At 59.6% G+C, this 3,481-nt stretch carries 2 protein-coding genes and 1 pseudogene; 2 read left to right on the forward strand and 1 reads right to left on the reverse strand.

The window, feature by feature from the left end; all coding sequences use genetic code 11:
- A pseudogene (locus tag ABX749_RS26400) lies at nucleotides 1-542 on the forward strand (FAD-dependent oxidoreductase); the annotation flags it as partial.
- A gap of 189 nt (nucleotides 543-731) precedes the next feature.
- On the opposite strand, the gene ABX749_RS26405 reads toward ABX749_RS26400, so the two are convergent.
- Nucleotides 732-2,444, reverse strand: coding sequence for a cation:proton antiporter (locus ABX749_RS26405; RefSeq protein WP_145223074.1), 1,713 nt, complete (start codon nucleotides 2,442-2,444; stop codon nucleotides 732-734).
- 355 nt (nucleotides 2,445-2,799) lie between these two features.
- Between ABX749_RS26405 and ABX749_RS26410 the strand changes: the two genes are divergently transcribed.
- Entirely contained in the window at nucleotides 2,800-3,369 is a 570-nt protein-coding gene (locus tag ABX749_RS26410) for a GNAT family N-acetyltransferase (protein WP_372898637.1), read from the forward strand.
- Nucleotides 3,370-3,481: the final 112 nt, after the last annotated feature.

Raw genomic sequence — 3,481 nt, forward strand, 5'->3', positions numbered from 1 at the left:
AAAATGGATCCGACGTCCAGGATGTCCGCTACGAAGCGTTGCAAGAACGGCTTTTAGCCGATGGTCAGGTGCTCGAGTACGAAGGCAGTGACAGCGGCGGCGCGGGATTGCGGCCCGGTGATTTCTCCGGGGTCGTGTTGGACAACACGTCGGCGAAACTGGACGGCTCATGGCAGACCAGTCAAGCCAACGGTCCGCATTTCTTGACCGGCTATCTACATGATTCCAATGCGAACAAAGGTAATTCCCGCGCGGCGTTTGAAATCAAGCTCGATGCCGGAACCTACGACGTACAAGTGGCATATCCGGCCAACAACAATCGCGCGACCAATGTTCCGGTCCAGGTCACACATGCCGATGGGACTGATTCGCTGATGCTCAATCAGCGAAACAAACCGGCGATCGAAAACGCGTTCAGCTCGCTGGGGCGATTCCGCTTTGATGCCACACAACCGGCCCGCGTCGTGATCGGCAATCAGGCCACCGACGGGTACGTGATCGTCGATGCCGTTCGATTCTTGCCGGTCAAAACCGGTGAATGAACGGCCTGTCGATTTAAGCCCGCATGCGTGAGCAAGGGGCCGCGTTAGCTAGGGGCCACGCGGCGCCCCTCGCTTACGCGTCGCCCCTCGCCTGCGCGTCGCACCTGGCGTGATCGCATTGAATTCAGAAGATCGACGAAATCAACAGGCCGTGAAGCAGCCGCACGAATGCCCTTAAGATCAATACCGCTAAGGTCTCAGCCCTGCCTGATCCGCGGCGTCTTCGAGGAAGTAGTTGATGTCGGCGTGCTTGTCCGCGTGCAGGACCTCGTAGGCGTGGGCTGCGCTACGGGCATGATAGAGTTGCTCGACGAGGTTGGCGTCGCGGGTGATGGCCGTCGCGAAGGCGGAGAGCACCTGCAGGTGGCGGTTGCGTTCCAGTTCCGGTGTCGCCAGCAGCAACACGGCGTGGACGCGACGGTCGTCGAAGGTGTCAAATTGCAGGCCTTCGGCGCTCAACCCCAAGACGCCGCGTATCTCGTCGCCTTCGCCATGGTCCAGGATGGCGTGGGGGATCATCAGCCCTTGTCCCAAGTAGGTCGACAACTCGGCGTCACGGGCCAGCACTCGTTCAACAAATTCATCCTGTGGAAGTTCCATCTTGGATGTCGCGTAAAGTTGCGACACAAGTTGTCGAATGGTCGCTTCGCGATCGCTGCCGGTCAGCCCGACCGTAATCCGCTGCTCCTGCAGGAAGTCCAGTAGCCGGGGGCGGTCCTTGTGGTCTTCGCCCGATCGGACCAGTGCGAATCGTGTGGCGCTCGGTCCGAGCAGCTGGTTGATCGCCAGTGCCGACAGTCCGACCGTGTTGACGACCGTTCGAACCTCTTCGCTGAAGCCCGAGTTTTCACCCGTTACCAGCAGGATCAAGCCGACCGCGACGCCGCCGTGTGGCAGCAGTGCGATGCCGAGGTAGCCGCGGACGTTGTCGGTCACCCCGGACAACGACATCGCGGAAAACGCGCTGACGCATTTGCCGATCAATCGCGCGGTGAAATACAGTCCGACCAATGCGGCCGCGCTGGGAACCAAACCGAAATCCAGTCGCATGCCGGCGAACGTAAAGAACAGGGCGAACAGCGCGCCGCCGATGGTTTGCAAATAGGCTTCGCCCGATCGCACCAGGTCGTGCTGGAAATTGGTCAGCACGATGCCCGCGAAGGTGCACGCCAAAATCCCTCCGGAGGTGCCGAAGCCGGCAGCCAGCCCCCATGAGCCCAGCACGGCGGCGACGATCGTCGGTCCTAAGAACGCCGGGCTGACGACCGTTCGCGTCAAGAGGATCGCGATGAATGCACAACCGCCGCCGATGACCAGTGTCACTCCAAACTGAATGAACACACTTTGCAACGCGTGTGTCCAGCCTGCCTGATTACCCAGAAACGTGGTGATAAAAACAAACACGGCAACGGCGACCATGTCGATCAAGCCGATCGCAGCCAGCAAGGTGCGGGTGAGAATGCCACGAGCCCGAGCTTCTTGAATCACCAGGACCGTTGTTCCCGGTGCCCCCGCGATCGCGATCGCGGCCAACAACAGCGCCGGCTGAGTCGTCATCACGTCGCCGCCGGGGACCAGTGGCCCGGCAAAATAAAGCAAGGCACCGACCAACACCGGCGTGATCAACGTCTCGCCCAGCAATAACAGCCCGATACGTTTGCCGGTGTTGCGTAGGCTGGCAAAATAGAGCGTTGCACCCACCGTGAATGCAATGAACCCCAGCACGAAGTGCATGTAGGGCAAAAAACGATCCAAGGCTTTGGGGTCCACCCCCGTGTCCATCCCCGGAAGGGCGATCCAGCGGAGCAGGATGCCCGTTGCGATCCATCCTGTCACCTTCGGCAAGCGGAGGAGGGCGAACAGTTCGCCGCCGATGATTCCGGTCACCAAGACCGTTGCCATATTCAGCAGCGGATCTTCGAGGTGAAGGTTTACCGAAGCGTGAAACATTTTAGGTGTCCTCGCCGATGTAGTTCAGGACGGACGCCCGCCAACAATACGAAAAGCCGATCAATCTACAAACAAAACCACAATGGCACCGCATGTTTCACAGCAGGCGGATCATCTCGCCGCATCGCCGATTCAGCCGCCAATTCAGGCACGGTGCGACACTACTTTAAAGCCTTCGGTTGTCAACCGATACCGTACCGGCCTGTCGATTTAATCGAATGGTGGCGGATTGATCCGGTGCCCGATTACATTGGTAGACGTTCCCTTGCGTTGCGAGCGATCGAATCGAAACGGAGGACGGCGGGGCATGGCGATTACCATCAAACCAACCGAAATCGCAGACATCGACGCCATCTTCGCCCTGCGAAATGACCCCGATGTGTTGCGCCATCAGTACCAGCCCCGGAAAGGCGAGACGCCGGCGTCGTTCGAAAAAAAACTGGCCGGTCACCCCAATGTCCTGGGCATCTCCTTCCGTTGCACGTCGATCTTCGACGACGGCGTTTTGGTCGGGCACGTGATGCAGCATTTTGGTCCGGGGCCGGAGGGAGGACGCCGTTCCTGTGAGTGTGGATGGAACCTTGCCAAATCGCATTGGGGCCAGGGGGTGATGCCCCGGGCGCTGACTGAGTTGTTCGCCCAACTGTTTGATGAAGATCCCCGGTTGATCGTTTTCGCGTGTTGCTTTGCATCCAATCACCGTTCGCGCAGGGTGATCGAAAAACTGGGATTCCAGCCTGACCGAATGCACTGGATGGTGTGGCTGACCCATCTGGTTCGCAGTCATGGGCGACGTATCGAACAATATCGGCTCGATCGTCTACGATATCGTCGAGCGGTTGCGCGGATGGCCCCGCCGAGCGAGTCCGCAGGATGAACACGTGGCGTCTGTTTCCCGCTTGCGCGTTCTTCGACACCCTTCGGGGTCGCGTCTGACGGGGGACCGGATGTCCGGAGGTGTCGCTTCGCTCACCTCCGGCTACTGGCTT

Origin of the sequence: Stieleria sp. (genome assembly GCF_041595215.1) — a bacterium.
Classification (GTDB): Bacteria; Planctomycetota; Planctomycetia; order Pirellulales; family Pirellulaceae; genus Stieleria; species Stieleria magnilauensis.

Excerpts from the sequence above, each read along its gene's own strand:
- ABX749_RS26405 (WP_145223074.1), bottom strand. The coding sequence starts at position 2,444 with ATGGCAACGGTCTTGGTGACCGGAATCATCGGCGGCGAACTGTTCGCC.
- ABX749_RS26410 (WP_372898637.1), top strand. The coding sequence starts at position 2,800 with ATGGCGATTACCATCAAACCAACCGAAATCGCAGACATCGACGCCATC.